The following is a 15,654-nucleotide window of genomic DNA, read 5'->3' as shown; positions in this document are numbered from 1 at the left end:
ATGCGTCGTGTGTTATCGGTATTGCTGGAAAATGAATCCGGCGCATTGTCTCGCGTGGTGGGCTTGTTCTCACAGCGCGGCTACAACATCGAAAGCCTGACCGTTGCGCCAACCGACGATCCCACGCTGTCACGCATGACCATTCAGACGGTCGGCGATGAAAAAGTGCTGGAGCAGATTGAAAAGCAACTGCACAAGCTGGTGGACGTGTTACGTGTCAGCGAGTTAGGGCAGGGTGCTTACGTTGAACGTGAAATCATGCTGGTGAAGATTCAGGCAAGCGGGTATGGCCGTGAAGAAGTGAAGCGCAGCGCGGAAATTTTCCGTGGCCAGATTATCGATGTGACGCCAACGCTGTACACGGTTCAGCTGGCAGGCACCAGCGATAAACTCGACGCCTTCCTTAACACGGTGCGCGATGTTGCTGAGATCGTTGAAGTGGCGAGATCAGGGATTGTGGGCGTGTCACGTGGCGATCGTGTGATGCGTTAATTCCGCAGAGTTATCATCCTGCTTCAAAGCTAACCCGGCGTAATGCCGGGTTTTTTTATTTAATGCGCTTGTGAGTGCTGCCCGATAAAAGCGGTTGCTCAGCGTAGTGTTCTGCGGTTAGATGTTACAAATGTTTTACCCATAGCTACTCTGCGGACATTTGCCCAGCCCTGGCTTAACAGAATTAAGGTGTCATCGTGAAACTGGATGAAATTGCGCGCCTGGCGGGCGTGTCGCGCACCACGGCCAGCTACGTTATTAATGGCAAAGCGCGGCAGTATCGTGTCAGCGACAAAACCGTCGAAAAAGTGATGGCGGTGGTGCGTGAACATAATTATCACCCCAATGCTGTTGCGGCAGGCCTGCGCGCCGGGCGTACGCGTTCAATTGGTCTGGTGATCCCGGATCTTGAGAACACCAGTTACACGCGCATTGCCAATTATCTGGAGCGCCAGGCTCGTCAACGTGGCTATCAGCTGCTGATTGCCTGCTCGGAAGATCAGCCTGACAATGAAATGCGCTGTATTGAACATCTGCTACAGCGCCAGGTGGATGCGATCATCGTTTCGACCTCTCTGCCGCCAGAACACCCGTTTTATCAGCGCTGGATCAACGATCCGCTGCCGATTATCGCGTTGGACCGCGCGCTGGATCGTGAACACTTCACCAGTGTGGTCGGTGCCGATCAGGACGATGCGCATGCACTGGCGGCTGAATTGCGTCAGCTTCCGGTGAAAAACGTGCTGTTCCTTGGGGCCTTGCCTGAGCTTTCAGTCAGTTTCCTGCGTGAAATGGGCTTCCGCGATGCGTGGAAAGACGATGAACGTACGGTGGATTACCTCTACTGCAACAGCTTTGATCGCGCTGCGGCTGCCTCACTGTTCGAGAAATACCTCGAAGATCATCCGATGCCGGATGCGTTGTTTACCACTTCATTCGGTCTGCTTCAGGGCGTGATGGATATCACCCTGAAGCGTGATGGCCGCCTGCCCACTGATCTGGCTATCGCCACCTTTGGCGACCACGAATTACTGGACTTTTTAGAGTGCCCGGTACTGGCGGTGGGGCAGCGTCATCGCGATGTCGCCGAGCGCGTGCTGGAATTAGTTTTGGCCTCGCTGGATGAACCGCGTAAACCGAAGCCGGGATTAACCCGTATTCGCCGCAATTTATTCCGCCGTGGTCAATTAAGCCGACGTATGAAATGAAATCGCGGGCAGATCGCTGCCCGCACTTATTAATCATCCAGATATTTTTCTGCCATAGGACTGGGGTAAAAAAGCGTAAATAGTCACCACTTTCCCTAACGAATTAACTGTGCTGAATTTTCTTATTTGTTTACATCTTCAGCAGTGACGCGTAGCAGAGCTGGCGCGATGGTGCTGGGCTTCCTTTCAGAAATCCCCTAAAATGCAGCCGCTGTCGCATATCCCGGGATAATTATCTTTTGCGATTAAAACGCTTTATTTTTCGCCATTTTTCAAATCGTGAAAATTTTTATTCCATTATTCATCAGGTTAATTTCTTATTTTGCCAATCATTCCCCTTAATTGCCCTCCATTAAATAATTCTCACCCTTGTAAAGAGTGATATTCACTTGTCGTTGCGGCTTGACAAGGATTTCATAGGCTCCGTAAACTCGTTTCGTGGTAAAAAGTGGGATAAAGTGGTGAAAACGGGTGATTGGGGGGTAGGACTGACATGTTCCGAGGAGCAACGTTAGTCAATCTCGACGGCAAAGGCCGATTGGCGGTACCAACACGCTATCGTGAATTGCTTGTCGCGGAGTCTCAGGGGCAAATGGTGTGCACCATTGACCTCCACCAGCCATGTCTGTTGCTTTATACCCTGCCCGAATGGGAAATCATCGAGAAAAAACTGGCGCGCTTATCCAGCATGAATCCGAATGAACGTCGCGTGCAGCGACTGCTGTTAGGACATGCCAGTGAATGCCAGATGGATAATGCAGGTCGTTTGTTGCTGGCGAATACGCTACGGCAACATGCGAGCCTGACCAAAGAAGTGATGCTGGTTGGACAGTTCAATAAGTTTGAGCTGTGGGATGAACAGACCTGGTATCAACAAGTTAAGGACGATATTGACGCAGAACAGTCGGCTCAGGAGCCTTTATCTGAGCGGTTGCAGGACTTGTCGCTATAGCTATGCAGGATAATTTTAAACACACCACAGTGCTGCTGGATGAGGCGGTTAACGGCCTCAATATCAGGGAAGACGGCATTTACATTGACGGCACTTTTGGGCGCGGCGGTCATTCACGTCTGATCCTTTCGCAACTGGGCGAGAAGGGGCAGTTACTGGCGATCGATCGCGATCCGCAAGCCATAGCCGCCGCAGCTGAAATTCAGGATCCACGTTTTTCGATTGTGCACGGACCCTTTTCGGCGCTGGCAGAGTATGTCGAAGCGCGTGGTCTCACCGGCAAGATCGATGGCGTATTGCTCGATCTTGGCGTGTCATCACCGCAGTTGGATGACGCAGAGCGCGGTTTCTCGTTTATGCGTGATGGGCCACTGGATATGCGTATGGACCCGACACGGGGCCAGTCTGCGGCCGAGTGGCTGATGAACGCCGAGGAAGCCGATATCGCCTTCGTCATCAAGACCTACGGTGAAGAGAAGTTTGGTAAACGTATCGCACGCGCCATCGTCGAGCGCAATCGTGAACAGCCAATGACGCGCACCAAGGAATTAGCCACTGTGATCGCTGCTGCGATGCCAGTGAAAGACAAGTTTAAGCATCCGGCCACGCGCACCTTCCAGGCGATTCGTATCTGGATCAACAGCGAACTGGAAGAGATCGACACCGCGCTGAAAGGGGCAATGTCGGTGCTGGCACCTGGCGGTCGTTTATCGGTTATCAGCTTCCACTCGCTGGAAGATCGATTGGTCAAACGCTTTATGCGCGATCAAAGCCGTGGCCCGCAAGTTCCAGCGGGTATTCCAATGACCGAAAGCCAGCTTAAAGCGCTGGGCGGACGTGAGTTGAAAACCTTAGGCAAGCTGATTCCGGGCGAAGCGGAAGTTAACGAGAACCCACGCGCGCGCAGTTCGGTACTGCGAATTGCTGAGAGGACCGCGACATGATTGGCAACGAGCGACACAGCCTGCCTGGCGTCATCGGCGGTGACCTGCTGCGATTCGGCAAGATCCCGGTGTTGCTACTGATTGCGGTGCTTGTGTCCTCGGTGTTAGTGGTCACCACCACACACAAAACGCGCCTGTTAACGGCGCAGCGCGAACAGTTGGTTTTAGAACGTGATGCGCTCGATATCGAGTGGCGTAACCTGATTTTGGAAGAGAATGCGCTCGGCGATCATAGCCGGGTTGAGCGAATAGCAACCGATAAGCTGCAGATGCAGCATGTTGATCCTTCACAGGAAAATATCGTGGTGCAGAGATAAATAAGGAATCGCAGACCTCAATGAGCGGCGCAGGCAAAACGCTGAAGTTAAAAAAACAGGAAGATAAGGCCAGCTTTATAAGCTGGCGTTTTGCGTTGCTGTGCGGCTGTATTTTACTGGCTTTGGGTGGATTGCTGTCACGCGTGGCGTGGTTACAGGTCATCAGCCCGGATAAACTGGTGAAAGAAGGGGATTTGCGTTCGCTGCGGGTGCAATCTGTTCCTACTGCACGTGGCATGATCAGCGACCGAGCTGGCCGTCCATTGGCTGTCAGTGTACCGGTGAATGCCATCTGGGCTGACCCTAAAGAACTGATGGAACATGGCGGTGTGTCACTCGACAGCCGCTGGAAAGCCCTCTCAGATGCCTTATCTATCCCACTCGATCAACTCGCCGCGCGCGTGAATGCCAATCCCAAAGGGCGCTTTATCTATCTGGCGCGCCAGGTGAATCCGGCCATTGGCGAGTACGTCAAAAAGCTCAAGTTACCCGGCATTTATCTGCGTGAAGAGTCGCGCCGCTACTATCCAGCGGGTCAGGTCACTGCGCATCTGATCGGCTTTACCAACATTGATGGCCAGGGCATTGAGGGCATCGAAAAGAGCTTCGACAAGTGGCTGACCGGTGCGCCAGGCGAGCGTACGGTGCGTAAAGATCGCTATGGTCGCGTGATCGAAGATATCTCCTCCGTGGACAGCCGCGCGGCGCACAACCTGACGCTCAGTATCGACGAGCGTTTGCAGGCGTTGGTTTACCGCGAATTGAACAATGCCGTAGCCTTCAACAAGGCGGAGTCAGGCACTGCCGTTCTGGTGGATGTGAACACCGGCGAAGTGCTGGCGATGGCAAACAGCCCAGCTTACAACCCGAACAATCTCTCCAACACGCCGAAAGATGTGATGCGCAACCGTGCCATTACCGACATCTTCGAGCCCGGCTCCACCGTGAAACCGATGGTGGTGATGACCGCGCTGCAGCGTGGTGTGGTGAAAGAGAACAGCGTACTGAATACCGTGCCGTACCGCGTCAATGGTCATGAGATCAAGGACGTGGCGCGCTACAACGAATTGACCCTTACCGGGGTTTTACAGAAGTCGAGTAACGTCGGGGTTTCACGTTTGGCGTTAGCGATGCCCTCCTCAGCACTTGTAGACACTTACGCGCGCTTTGGACTGGGTAAACCGACCAATTTGGGGCTGGTCGGGGAAAGTAGTGGCTTATACCCTCAAAAACAACGGTGGTCTGACATAGAGAGGGCCACCTTCTCTTTCGGCTACGGGCTAATGGTAACGCCGTTACAGTTAGCGCGAGTCTACGCAACTATTGGCAGCTACGGCATCAATCGCCCGCTGTCGATCACCAAAGTTGACCCGCCAGTGGCGGGTGAACGCGTTTTCCAGGAAGACCTGGTGAAAACGGTGATGCACATGATGGAGAGCGTGGCGTTGCCTGGCGGTGGTGGGGTCAAAGCCGCCATCAAGGGCTATCGCATCGCGATTAAAACCGGTACTGCGAAAAAAGTGGGACCGGACGGACGCTACGTCAATAAATACATTGCTTACACGGCAGGCGTTGCGCCTGCCAGTCGCCCTCGTTTTGCGCTGGTGGTGGTGATCAACGATCCTCAGGCCGGCAAATATTATGGTGGTGCGGTTTCTGCACCGGTGTTTGGCGCCATCATGGGCGGTGTATTACGCACCATGAATATTGAACCGGATGCGCTGCCGACAATTGATAAAGACGAGTTGGTGAAGAACAGAAGTGAGGAACCAAGTGACCGATCGTAACCTGCGCGATTTACTGGCCCCGTGGGTGCCGGGCGCGCCGGCGCGTCCACTCCGTGACATGACACTGGATAGCCGCGCTGCGGCTGCTGGCGATCTGTTTATCGCCGTGGCGGGCCATCATGCTGATGGACGTCGTTTTATTCCGCAGGCTATTGCTCAGGGCGTAGCGGCAGTGATTGCCGAAGCCGAAGGCGAAGCCAGCGATGGAGATATCCGCGAGATGCACGGCGTCCCGGTTATCTACCTGGCGCAGTTGCAGCAGCGTCTCTCTGCACTGGCCGGGCGCTTTTATAAGCAGCCTGCTGAAAAACTCAAATTAATCGGTGTGACCGGCACCAACGGAAAAACCACCACCACGCAGCTGATGGCGCAGTGGGCCAATCTGCTGGGTGAAACCGGTGCCGTGATGGGCACCGTGGGTAATGGCTTATATGGCCAACTGGTGGCCACCGAAAACACCACCGGTTCCGCAGTGGATGTACAACATGTATTGAATGATCTGGTGGAGCAGGGTGCCACGCTGGCCGCGATGGAAGTCTCTTCTCACGGCCTGGTGCAGCATCGCGTGGCGGCATTGCCTTTCGCGGCTGCCGTGTTCACCAATCTGAGCCGCGATCACCTGGATTATCACGGTGATATGCAGGGCTACGAAGCCGCCAAATGGCTGCTGTTCTCTGAGCATCAGGTTGGCGAAGCCATTATCAACGCCGATGACGTGGTCGGACGCCGCTGGCTGGAAAAACTGCCAGATGCCGTTGCCGTCACCATGGATGACAACTTGCAGCCTGGCTGTCGTGGGCGCTGGCTGAAAGCCACAGCGGTGAATTATCACGATGGCGGTGCGCACATCCAGTTCAGCTCCAGCTGGGGTGACGGTGAATTTGATAGCCGTTTGATGGGCGCATTCAATGTCAGCAATCTGCTGCTGGCACTGGCCACCTTGCTGACGCTCGATTATCCGCTGGAGGCATTGGTATCAAGCGCTGCACAGCTGCAACCGGTATGTGGCCGTATGGAAGTGTTCACGGCACCAGAAAAACCCACAGTGGTGGTGGATTATGCCCACACCCCTGATGCGCTGGAAAAAGCGCTGGAAGCCGCGCGCTTGCACTGCAAAGGCAAGCTGTGGTGCGTATTCGGCTGTGGCGGCGATCGCGACAAAGGCAAACGTCCACTGATGGGCGCGATAGCTGAACAGTTTTCTGACATCGTGGTGATCACTGATGACAATCCGCGCAGCGAAGAGCCGACCGCGATTGTGAATGACATTCTGACTGGCTTGCTCGATCCCGGTCGTGCCCGCGTGGTCGCAGGACGTGCGCAAGCGGTCACTAACGCTGTGATGCAGGCCAATGCTGATGACATCGTGCTGGTGGCGGGTAAAGGCCATGAAGATTATCAAATCATTGGTAACCGTCGTCTGGATTACTCCGATCGCGACACCGTCGCCCGTTTACTGGGGGTGATGGCATGATTCCGGTTTCTTTGAAAACACTGGCTGAAATCAGCGGCGGTCAACTGCACGGTGCTGATTTGACGCTGAATGATGTGACCAGCGACACGCGCAAAGTTGCTGATGGCAGCTTGTTTGTCGCACTGGTCGGTGAGCGTTTTGATGCGCATGACTTTGCTCAGGATGCTATTGCCAAGGGTGCCAAAGCGCTGCTGGTGAGTAAGCACTTGCCTTTAGATGTGCCGCAAGTGGTGGTCGCTGATACGCGCATCGCCTTTGGTCAGCTCGGCGCCTGGGTGCGCCAGCAATCGAAGGCGCGTGTAGTAGCCCTGACCGGTTCATCCGGTAAAACCTCCGTCAAAGAGATGACCGCTGCCATTTTGCGTCAGTGTGGTGAAACCCTGTATACCGCAGGCAACCTGAACAACGACTTCGGCGTGCCGATGACGTTGCTGCGTCTGACCCCAGAACACGAGTTCGCGGTGATTGAGCTCGGTGCCAATCATCAGGGCGAAATCGCGTACACCACCGATTTAGTGCGTCCCGAAACGGCGTTGGTAAATAACCTGGCTGCAGCGCATCTGGAAGGCTTTGGTTCACTGGCCGGTGTGGCGAAAGCCAAAGGTGAAATCTTTGGCGGGCTACCGGTACACGGCACTGCCATCGTCAATGCGGACAGCAACGACCTCGCTAACTGGCAGTCGCAGTTTGTCGATAAAACGCTGTGGCGCTTCTCACCCCAGCCGATGGCGGATGCAGAATTCCGTGCCAGTGAAATCGTGCTGCGCGCTGATGCCACGCTGTTTACTTTGCATACGCCGCGCGGGGATATCGATGTTGCGCTGCCGCTGCCAGGCCGCCACAACATCGCGAATGCACTTGCTGCTGCTGCGCTGGCACTGTCTGTTGATGCCCCGCTAAGCGCGATCCAAACCGGTTTGAAAACACTGCAGCCCGTAGCGGGCCGTCTGTTCCCGATACGCCTGGCAGATAACCAACTGCTGCTGGATGACAGCTACAACGCCAACGTCGGCTCGATGACGGCGGCCGCACAGGTAATGGGCGATATGCCGGGGTTCCGCGTGATGGTCGTCGGTGATATGGCCGAACTGGGCGATGAAGCGGAAGCTTGCCATCAGCAGGTGGGTGAAGCCGCCAGGGCAGCAGGTATTGATTGTGTTCTGAGTACCGGCACTTTGAGTCGGTTGATCGGTGAAAGTAGCGGCAAAGGCGAGCATTTTGCCACCAAAGCCGAGCTGACTGAACGTTTACGCGCATTGCTGTCCCAACATCAGGACATCACTATTTTGGTTAAAGGCTCACGTAGCGCCGCCATGGAGCAGGTCGTCGAGAGCTTACAGGAGAAAGGAACATGCTAGTCTGGCTGGCCGAACATTTGGTCGCACTTTATTCCGGCTTTAACGTCTTCTCGTATTTGACGTTTCGCGCCATTGTCAGCCTGCTGACCGCCCTGTTCCTGTCACTCTGGATGGGCCCGCGCCTGATCGCCTGGCTGCAGAAGCTGCAGATAGGCCAGGTGGTGCGTAACGACGGTCCTGAATCGCACTTTAGTAAGCGCGGTACGCCAACCATGGGCGGCATCATGATCCTCACTTCCATCACCGTATCGGTGTTGATGTGGGCGTATCCATCCAACCCTTATGTGTGGTGCGTGCTGGCGGTGCTGATTGGTTTCGGCATCATCGGTTTTGTGGATGACTATCGCAAAGTGGTGCGCAAAGACACCAAAGGCCTGATTGCCCGCTGGAAATACTTCTGGATGTCGGTGATTTCCCTTGGCGTGGCTTTTGCGCTTTACGCTGCGGGTAAAGGTACACCGGCCACACAGTTGGTGGTGCCGTTCTTTAAAGACATCATGCCGCAGCTTGGATTGTTCTATGTGCTGCTGGCTTACTTTGTGATTGTCGGCACCGGTAATGCGGTCAACCTGACTGATGGTCTGGATGGCCTGGCGATTATGCCAACCGTGTTCGTGGCAGCAGGTTTTGCGCTGGTGGCATGGGCGACCGGTAACGTGAAGTTTGCTGAGTATCTGCATATTCCCTATCTGCGCCATGCCGGTGAATTAGTGATTGTCTGTACCGCGATTGTCGGTGCAGGTCTTGGCTTCCTGTGGTTCAACACCTACCCGGCTCAGGTCTTTATGGGCGATGTGGGTTCACTGGCACTGGGTGGCGCGTTAGGTACCATCGCCGTGCTGCTGCGCCAGGAATTTTTGCTGGTGATCATGGGCGGCGTGTTTGTGGTTGAAACGCTGTCGGTGATCCTGCAGGTGGGATCGTTCAAGCTGCGCGGCCAACGCATTTTCCGCATGGCGCCGATTCACCACCACTATGAATTGAAGGGCTGGCCGGAGCCGCGCGTCATTGTGCGCTTCTGGATTATTTCACTGATGCTGGTGCTGATTGGCCTGGCAACGCTGAAGGTACGTTAATCATGGCTGACTATCGGGGCAGAAAAGTCGTCATCATTGGACTCGGCATCACTGGCCTGTCCTGTGTTGATTTCTTCCTCGCGCAGGGCGTGACGCCTCGCGTGATGGATACCCGTGTGTCTCCGCCTGGCCTCGACAAGTTGCCTGAGGCGGTTGAACGCTATGTGGGCGGTATCAACAGCGACTGGTTGCTGGCGTCTGATTTGATCGTTGCCAGTCCAGGCATCGCGCTGGCGCACCCTGCATTAAGTGAAGCTGCGGATGCCGGTATCGAAATCGTCGGTGATATCGAACTGTTCTGCCGTGAAGCTCAGGCTCCGATTGTCGCGATCACCGGCTCGAACGGTAAAAGCACTGTCACCACGCTGGTGGGTGAAATGGCCCGTGCAGCAGGTTGGCAGGTTGGCGTGGGTGGCAACATCGGCTTACCGGCGCTAACCCTGCTGAAATCTCCGGCACAGTTGTATGTGCTGGAACTTTCCAGCTTCCAACTTGAAACCACCTACAGTCTGCAAGCAGCGGCTGCCACCATTCTCAACGTGACGGAAGATCATATGGATCGCTATCCGTTGGGCATGCAGCAGTATCGTGCGGCGAAATTGCGCATTTATGAAAACGCCCGCGTCTGTGTGGTCAATGCCGATGATGGTATGACCATGCCCGTGCGTGGTGTTGATGCACGATGTGTCAGTTTTGGCATTAATCTGGGTGATTATCACCTGACCCAGCAGCAAGGCAGCACCTGGTTGCGGGCGCAGGGCGAAAGGGTGCTCAATACTGATGAAATGACTCTGGTGGGCCAGCACAACTACACCAACGCACTGGCGGCGCTGGCGCTGGCAGATGCGGTGAATATCCCGCGCGCTTCCAGTCTGAAAGCGTTAACCACTTTCACTGGCCTGGCGCACCGTTTTCAGCTGGTGCATGAAGCGAACGGTGTGCGCTGGATCAATGACTCCAAAGCCACCAACGTCGGCAGCACTGAAGCGGCACTCAATGGTTTGCAGGTGAAAGGCACCTTATGGCTGCTGATGGGCGGCGATGGCAAATCTGCTGATTTCAGTTCGCTGACGCGCTTTTTGCAGGGCGACAACGTACGTCTCTATTGCTTTGGCCGCGACGGCGATGCGCTGGCTGCATTGCGCCCTGAGATCGCTACGCGCACAGAAACGATGCAGCAAGCCATGGAGCAGATTGCCCCTCAGGCGAAGGCGGGCGACATGGTGCTGCTGTCACCGGCCTGCGCCAGCCTCGATCAGTTCCGTAATTTTGAACAGCGCGGTGATATTTTCGCGCAACTGGCGAAGGAGCTGAGCTGATGCGCATTCCGGGTGCCAGTATTGCCAGCTTCCTCTCCGTGCGTTTACGCGATTGGGTGATGGGTGGCCGTGAAAATGATGATGCGCCAGTGGTGCTGTATGACCGCACGCTGCTGTGGCTGACCTTTGGTTTGGCGATTATCGGCTTTGTGATGGTGACTTCAGCGTCGATGCCGGTCGGCCAGCGTCTTAACGAAGACCCGTTCTACTTCGCTAAACGCGACGCTTTTTATATTGCCCTGGCGGTAGGTATGGCGCTGGTGACATTGCGCGTGCCAATGGATTTCTGGCAGCGCTACAGCAACGTGATGCTGATGGCGTCTGTGGCAATGCTGCTGATTGTCTTGGTGGTGGGCAGCTCGGTTAACGGTGCATCGCGTTGGATTGCCTTGGGCCCATTGCGTATTCAGCCGGCTGAATTATCCAAGCTGTCCCTGTTTTGCTATCTCGCCAGCTATCTGGTGCGCAAAGTAGAAGAAGTGCGTAACAACTTCTGGGGCTTCTGTAAGCCGATGGGTGTGATGGTGGTGCTGGCCGTTCTGCTACTGGCGCAACCGGACCTTGGTACGGTGGTAGTGCTGTTCGTCACAACGCTGGCGATGTTGTTCCTCGCGGGCGCCAAAATGTGGCAGTTCCTGGCGATCATCGGCTCCGGTATTTTTGCCGTGGTGCTGCTGATCATCGCTGAACCCTATCGTATGCGCCGTGTGACCTCTTTCTGGAACCCATGGGAAGATCCCTTTGGCAGCGGCTACCAGCTGACTCAGTCTCTGATGGCTTTTGGCCGTGGCGAATTCTGGGGCCAGGGTCTCGGTAACTCGGTGCAAAAACTTGAGTATCTGCCCGAGGCGCATACCGACTTTATCTTCTCCATCATTGGTGAAGAGTTGGGTTATGTCGGTGTGGTTTTGGCGCTGTTAATGGTATTCTTCGTGGCTTTTCGCGCGATGTCGATTGGTCGCCGTGCTCTGGAGATCGATCAGCGCTTTTCTGGCTTCCTCGCTTGCTCAATTGGCGTGTGGTTTAGCTTCCAGGCGCTGGTTAACGTCGGTGCGGCCGCAGGCATGCTGCCGACCAAAGGTCTGACACTGCCGCTGATCAGTTACGGTGGCTCAAGTCTGATCATCATGTCGACCGCCATCGTGTTTTTATTGCGCATTGATTATGAAACGCGTCTGGCAAAAGCGCAGGCGTTTACCCGAGGTGCTCGATGAGTAGTAAGCGGCTGATGGTGATGGCCGGTGGAACCGGTGGGCACGTGTTCCCTGGTCTGGCGGTGGCACACCATCTGATCGAACAGGGCTGGCAGGTGCGCTGGCTCGGAACCGCTGACCGAATGGAAGCGGATTTGGTGCCGAAGCATGGCATTGAGATCGATTTTATCCGCATCAGTGGTTTGCGCGGCAAAGGTGTCAAAGCACAGTTACTGGCACCCGTACGTATTTTCAATGCATGGCGCCAGGCGCGTCGCATTATGAAGCGTTGGCAGCCGGACGTGGTACTCGGTATGGGCGGATATGTTTCCGGCCCGGGTGGATTAGCCGCCTGGAGTTGCGGTATCCCGGTGGTGCTGCATGAGCAGAACGGCATTGCCGGGCTGACCAACAAATGGCTGGCGAAAATTGCCACCAAAGTGATGCAGGCGTTTCCGGGTGCATTCCCGAAAGCCGATGTGGTTGGCAATCCCGTGCGTACCGATGTGTTGGCCCTGCCGCTGCCAGCTGAACGCCTGAGTGGACGCAGCGGTGCGATTCGTGTGCTGGTAGTTGGCGGAAGCCAGGGCGCACGCATATTGAATCAAACGGTGCCGCAGGTGGCCGCGGAACTGGGTGATGCCATCACGATTTGGCATCAAAGCGGCAAAGGTGCGCTGGAGATGGTGCAGCAGGCTTATCGCGATGCCGGACAGCCACAGCACAAGGTCACCGAGTTTATCGATGATATGGCGGAGGCCTATGCCTGGGCGGATGTGGTGGTGTGTCGCTCGGGCGCCTTAACGGTGAGCGAAGTCGCCGCCGCAGGTTTACCGGCGATCTTTGTGCCGTTTCAGCATAAAGACCGCCAGCAGTACTGGAATGCGTTGCCGCTGGAGCAAGCGGGCGCAGCCAAAATTTTCGAGCAGCCGCAATTTACCGCGACTGCAGTAGCGGACACGTTGCGCCACTGGGATCGCACAACGCTGCTGGCGATGGCTGAGAAAGCGCGCCAGGTTGCGATTCCTGATGCAACCGATCGGGTTGCACAGGAAGTGGCACGCGTCGCGAAGTAATCAATAGGTCGGTTTGACCGGCTGTACCTGAATGCAGGTACACATGAGATCAACAGGTAATTGAGACAGATGAATACACAACAATTGGCAAAACTGCGTTCTATTGTGCCCGAGATGCGTCGCGTCCGGCACATTCACTTTGTCGGCATCGGTGGTGCTGGCATGGGCGGTATTGCCGAGGTGTTGGCGAACGAAGGTTATCACATCAGCGGTTCGGATCTGGCGCCTAATCCGGTGACCCAGCATCTGGCCTCGTTAGGTGCGACCATTTATTTCAACCATCGCCCGGAAAACGTGACGGATGCGAGCGTGGTGGTGGTGTCGACAGCGGTGGCACAGGACAATCCGGAACTGGTCGCGGCCCGCGAGCAGCGTATCCCGGTGATCCGCCGTGCAGAGATGCTGGCTGAGCTGATGCGCTTCCGTCATGGTATCGCGGTTGCCGGTACGCACGGCAAAACCACCACCACAGCGATGGTCACCAGTATTTATGCCGAAGGTGGACTGGATCCGACATTCGTGAATGGCGGCCTGGTGAAAGCGGCGGGCACCCATGCGCGTTTGGGCACCAGTCGTTACCTGATTGCGGAAGCGGATGAGAGTGACGCGTCGTTCCTGCATTTGCAGCCGATGGTGGCGATTGTCACCAATATCGAAGCGGACCATATGGACACCTATCAGGGCGACTTCGAGAACCTGAAGCAGACGTTCATTAACTTCCTGCATAACCTGCCGTTCTATGGACGTGCTGTGATGTGTGTGGATGATGTGGTGATCCGCGATTTGATCCCACGCGTGGGCCGTCAGGTCACCACGTACGGCTTCAGCGATGACGCCGATGTGCGCATCGAAAACTATGAACAACGTGGCGCGCAGGGGCACTTTACCCTGATTCGTCAGGACAAGCCGGTGCTGAAAGTGACCCTGAATGCGCCGGGTCGTCACAATGCCTTAAACGCAGCCGCCGCTGTTGCAGTGGCGACGGAAGAAGGCATTGAAGATAACGCGATTTTGGCCGCGCTGGAGAGTTTCCAGGGCACTGGACGCCGCTTTGATGTGCTGGGCGAATTTGATACCGCAGCGGTCAATGGCAATCCAGGCAGCGCGATGCTGGTAGATGATTACGGTCATCACCCAACGGAAGTCGACGTCACCATCAAAGCCGCCCGTGCCGGCTGGCCAAATAAGAAACTGGTGATGGTGTTCCAGCCGCACCGTTACACGCGAACTCGTGATCTGTTCGATGACTTCGCTAACGTGCTGTCACAGGTTGATGTATTACTGATGCTGGATGTTTATCCGGCCGGTGAAGCGCCGATTCCAGGCGCGGATAGCCGTTCACTGTGCCGCGCGATTCGCCATCGTGGCAAGGTTGACCCGATTCTGGTCTCTGAGCACGATGCGTTGCCGGAAGCGCTGGCCCCGTTGTTGTCAGGTGACGATCTGGTCATCGTGCAGGGCGCCGGCAATATCGGCAAAATCGCCCGCAAACTGGCTGAGCTTGAGTTGCAGCCAGCTGCGAAAACGGAGGTGCGCCATGGCTGAGAAAGTCGCCGTCCTGATGGGGGGAACCTCCGCAGAGCGTGATGTATCGCTAATGTCGGGCAGTGCCGTGTTGGCAGGATTGCGTGAGATGGGCATTGATGCACACGGCGTGGATACCCGTGATGTGTCTGTGCTGGACCTCAAAGCACAGGGTTTTGAAAAAACCTTTATCGCCCTGCATGGTCGTGGCGGTGAAGATGGCACGCTGCAGGCGGTACTGGAGTTCCTCCAGTTGCCGTATACCGGCAGCGGCGTGATGGCTTCGGCGATCACCATGGATAAACTGCGTAGCAAATTGCTGTGGCAGGGCCGGGGACTGCCATCAGGAAAATTTGTTTGGTTAACGCGCCAGCAGCGGGAATTGGGTTTAGATGCACAAACCCAGGCTGCAATCGATGCGCTCGGCCTGCCGCTGTTTGTGAAACCAAGCTGTGAAGGTTCAAGTGTCGGCATCAGCCGAGTGAACACGTTAGAAGCACTGCCTGCTGCGTTGGATGAAGCGTTTCGCCACGACAATGATGTCTTGATTGAGGCCTTCCTGAGCGGTGCGGAATATACCGTTGGCATTCTGGGTGATGAAATTCTGCCTTCTATCAGAATAAAAACCGCCAGCGAGTTCTATGACTATGAAGCGAAATACATTTCTGACGATACTGAATACTTCTGCCCAAGCGGTTTGAGTGCAGAGCAGGAAGCAGAATTGAAGACGTTAGTATGGGCAGCCTGGCGTGCACTGGGATGCAGCGGCTGGGGGCGTGTCGATGTGATGACGGATGCTGAGGGTAAATTCCAGTTGCTGGAAGTGAATACCTCACCGGGCATGACCAGCCACAGTCTGGTGCCGATGGCCGCGAAGCAGGCAGGATACAGTTTCCCGCAGCTGGTGGCGCGTATTCTGGAACTGGCTGACTGA

14 protein-coding genes are annotated in these 15,654 nt (G+C 55.6%); all 14 read left to right on the top strand.

Annotated features, from left to right (window positions below; translation table 11 throughout):
- The 14 genes from ilvN to LH22_RS18340 all read left to right on the top strand — a co-directional run bounded on the left by ilvN (position 1) and on the right by LH22_RS18340 (position 15,654).
- Complete coding sequence (gene ilvN, locus LH22_RS18405; protein ID WP_034825997.1) at positions 1–492, top strand: acetolactate synthase small subunit; 492 nt, start codon at positions 1–3, stop codon at positions 490–492.
- Positions 493–689: 197 nt separating this feature from the next.
- Positions 690–1,700, top strand: a complete 1,011-nt coding sequence (gene cra, locus LH22_RS18400; RefSeq protein ID WP_038649083.1) for a catabolite repressor/activator — start codon at positions 690–692, stop codon at positions 1,698–1,700.
- Positions 1,701–2,193: 493 nt separating this feature from the next.
- Positions 2,194–2,652: a division/cell wall cluster transcriptional repressor MraZ gene (gene mraZ / locus LH22_RS18395; protein ID WP_038649082.1), complete on the top strand. Its 459-nt coding sequence runs from the start codon at positions 2,194–2,196 to the stop codon at positions 2,650–2,652.
- 2 nt (positions 2,653–2,654) lie between these two features.
- A complete protein-coding gene (rsmH, locus tag LH22_RS18390; protein WP_034825988.1) occupies positions 2,655–3,596 on the top strand; it encodes a 16S rRNA (cytosine(1402)-N(4))-methyltransferase RsmH in 942 nt (313 codons plus the stop codon).
- Complete coding sequence (gene ftsL / locus LH22_RS18385; RefSeq protein WP_034825986.1) at positions 3,593–3,913, top strand: cell division protein FtsL; 321 nt, start codon at positions 3,593–3,595, stop codon at positions 3,911–3,913. The genes rsmH and ftsL overlap by 4 nt, the downstream gene beginning before the upstream one ends.
- A gap of 20 nt (positions 3,914–3,933) precedes the next feature.
- Positions 3,934–5,700, top strand: coding sequence for a peptidoglycan glycosyltransferase FtsI (locus LH22_RS18380; RefSeq protein WP_038649080.1), 1,767 nt, complete (start codon positions 3,934–3,936; stop codon positions 5,698–5,700).
- Complete coding sequence (murE, locus tag LH22_RS18375) at positions 5,687–7,174, top strand: UDP-N-acetylmuramoyl-L-alanyl-D-glutamate--2,6-diaminopimelate ligase (RefSeq protein WP_038649078.1); 1,488 nt, start codon at positions 5,687–5,689, stop codon at positions 7,172–7,174. The genes LH22_RS18380 and murE overlap by 14 nt, the downstream gene beginning before the upstream one ends.
- Positions 7,171–8,532, top strand: coding sequence for a UDP-N-acetylmuramoyl-tripeptide--D-alanyl-D-alanine ligase (gene murF / locus LH22_RS18370; RefSeq protein ID WP_038649077.1), 1,362 nt, complete (start codon positions 7,171–7,173; stop codon positions 8,530–8,532). Before murE ends, murF begins: the two co-directional genes overlap by 4 nt.
- Positions 8,526–9,608 (top strand): phospho-N-acetylmuramoyl-pentapeptide-transferase, encoded by a 1,083-nt coding sequence (mraY, locus tag LH22_RS18365; protein WP_034829683.1) that lies wholly within the window; start codon positions 8,526–8,528, stop codon positions 9,606–9,608. The genes murF and mraY overlap by 7 nt, the downstream gene beginning before the upstream one ends.
- Before the next feature lie 2 nt (positions 9,609–9,610).
- Entirely contained in the window at positions 9,611–10,927 is a 1,317-nt protein-coding gene (gene murD / locus LH22_RS18360) for a UDP-N-acetylmuramoyl-L-alanine--D-glutamate ligase (protein WP_038649076.1), read from the top strand.
- Positions 10,927–12,141, top strand: coding sequence for a cell division protein FtsW (gene ftsW, locus LH22_RS18355; protein ID WP_038649075.1), 1,215 nt, complete (start codon positions 10,927–10,929; stop codon positions 12,139–12,141). Before murD ends, ftsW begins: the two co-directional genes overlap by 1 nt.
- Positions 12,138–13,196, top strand: a complete 1,059-nt coding sequence (gene murG / locus LH22_RS18350; RefSeq protein WP_038649073.1) for an undecaprenyldiphospho-muramoylpentapeptide beta-N-acetylglucosaminyltransferase — start codon at positions 12,138–12,140, stop codon at positions 13,194–13,196. The genes ftsW and murG overlap by 4 nt, the downstream gene beginning before the upstream one ends.
- 69 nt (positions 13,197–13,265) lie before the next feature.
- Positions 13,266–14,741: a UDP-N-acetylmuramate--L-alanine ligase gene (gene murC / locus LH22_RS18345; RefSeq protein ID WP_038649070.1), complete on the top strand. Its 1,476-nt coding sequence runs from the start codon at positions 13,266–13,268 to the stop codon at positions 14,739–14,741.
- Positions 14,734–15,654: a D-alanine--D-alanine ligase gene (locus LH22_RS18340; protein WP_038649068.1), complete on the top strand. Its 921-nt coding sequence runs from the start codon at positions 14,734–14,736 to the stop codon at positions 15,652–15,654. Before murC ends, LH22_RS18340 begins: the two co-directional genes overlap by 8 nt.

Origin of the sequence: Pantoea rwandensis, from assembly GCF_000759475.1 — a bacterium.
GTDB lineage: Bacteria > Pseudomonadota > Gammaproteobacteria > Enterobacterales > Enterobacteriaceae > Pantoea > Pantoea rwandensis_B.
Note: the sequence above shows the minus strand (reverse complement) of the source record. Positions and strands in the feature narration are given on the sequence as shown.

Excerpts from the sequence above, each read along its gene's own strand:
- ilvN (WP_034825997.1), top strand. The coding sequence starts at position 1 with ATGCGTCGTGTGTTATCGGTATTGCTGGAAAATGAATCCGGCGCATTG.
- mraZ (WP_038649082.1), top strand. The coding sequence starts at position 2,194 with ATGTTCCGAGGAGCAACGTTAGTCAATCTCGACGGCAAAGGCCGATTG.
- rsmH (WP_034825988.1), top strand. The coding sequence starts at position 2,655 with ATGCAGGATAATTTTAAACACACCACAGTGCTGCTGGATGAGGCGGTT.
- ftsL (WP_034825986.1), top strand. The coding sequence starts at position 3,593 with ATGATTGGCAACGAGCGACACAGCCTGCCTGGCGTCATCGGCGGTGAC.
- LH22_RS18380 (WP_038649080.1), top strand. The coding sequence starts at position 3,934 with ATGAGCGGCGCAGGCAAAACGCTGAAGTTAAAAAAACAGGAAGATAAG.
- murF (WP_038649077.1), top strand. The coding sequence starts at position 7,171 with ATGATTCCGGTTTCTTTGAAAACACTGGCTGAAATCAGCGGCGGTCAA.
- mraY (WP_034829683.1), top strand. The coding sequence starts at position 8,526 with ATGCTAGTCTGGCTGGCCGAACATTTGGTCGCACTTTATTCCGGCTTT.
- murD (WP_038649076.1), top strand. The coding sequence starts at position 9,611 with ATGGCTGACTATCGGGGCAGAAAAGTCGTCATCATTGGACTCGGCATC.
- ftsW (WP_038649075.1), top strand. The coding sequence starts at position 10,927 with ATGCGCATTCCGGGTGCCAGTATTGCCAGCTTCCTCTCCGTGCGTTTA.
- murG (WP_038649073.1), top strand. The coding sequence starts at position 12,138 with ATGAGTAGTAAGCGGCTGATGGTGATGGCCGGTGGAACCGGTGGGCAC.
- murC (WP_038649070.1), top strand. The coding sequence starts at position 13,266 with ATGAATACACAACAATTGGCAAAACTGCGTTCTATTGTGCCCGAGATG.
- LH22_RS18340 (WP_038649068.1), top strand. The coding sequence starts at position 14,734 with ATGGCTGAGAAAGTCGCCGTCCTGATGGGGGGAACCTCCGCAGAGCGT.